This window comes from Lacinutrix sp. C3R15 (genome assembly GCF_018860825.1).
Taxonomy (GTDB): domain Bacteria; phylum Bacteroidota; class Bacteroidia; order Flavobacteriales; family Flavobacteriaceae; genus Oceanihabitans.
Map to the genome: position 1 here is coordinate 435 of NZ_JAHKPZ010000017.1, position 904 is coordinate 1,338.

Here is a 904-nt window from a genome sequence, read left to right on the forward strand (position 1 = left end):
CCATATACGAGAACGTTAGCCACAAGCTAAAAAAACCACAATAATTACCATATTGGTAACTTATTTATTATATTTGCGTCAAACAATTATAATGTGAGAGTAATCGCAAAACGAACTTTACGAGATTTTTGGGAAAAACACGCAGATTGTGAAGAACAATTAAAATCGTGGTATAGAGAAACTGAAAAATCCGAATGGAATAGCATTAATGAATTAAAAAGGGAATATCCCAGCGCAAGTATTTTAAAGGACAATAAAATTGTCTATAATATTAAAGGAAATAATTATCGATTAATTGTGAGGTTCAATTTTGAATTTCAAATTTGTTGGATAAGGTTTATCGGAACTCACGCTGAATATGATAAAATTGACGCAAATAATATCTGATTATGAATATTGCACCTATTAGAAACGAAAAAGATTATCAAAAAGCACTCGAGAGACTTGAGGATATTTTTGATTCAAAAAAAGGAACTGAACAAGGAGACGAACTTGAAATACTTTCCATCTTAATTGACCGCTTTGAAAACGAGAATTTTCCAATTGGAATGCCTGATCCTATTGAGGCCATTAAATTTCGCATGGAACAAATGGGAATGAAACAAAAAGATTTGGCTGAAGTTGTCGGTTTTAAAAGTAGAGTTAGTGAGATTTTGAATAAAAAACGCAAACTGACTTTAGGAATGATAAGAAAATTGAATTCAACTCTTCATATTCCCACTGAAGTATTAATTCAAGATTATTAACTGATAAGAGCCAGTGGCTAACAATGCATATATTTTATTGCTAGGTTCTAGCCTGCTTACGAAAGTCCTCGCGGACTTTCTATTCGGTTTTTATTTACTAACTTAGTGACTTGATCACGCAACAAACCATATGCTAAACCGTTACCAAAAATAGCGTA

General features: G+C 32.1%; 2 protein-coding genes. Both read left to right on the forward strand.

Features of this window, described 5'->3' with window-relative positions; translation table 11 throughout:
• The first annotated feature begins 93 nt into the window (after positions 1-93).
• A complete protein-coding gene (locus tag KO494_RS07760; RefSeq protein WP_215967038.1) occupies positions 94-387 on the forward strand; it encodes a type II toxin-antitoxin system HigB family toxin in 294 nt (97 codons plus the stop codon).
• Between the two features lie 2 nt (positions 388-389).
• A complete protein-coding gene (locus KO494_RS07765) occupies positions 390-746 on the forward strand; it encodes a type II toxin-antitoxin system HigA family antitoxin (protein WP_215967039.1) in 357 nt (118 codons plus the stop codon).
• Positions 747-904: the final 158 nt, after the last annotated feature.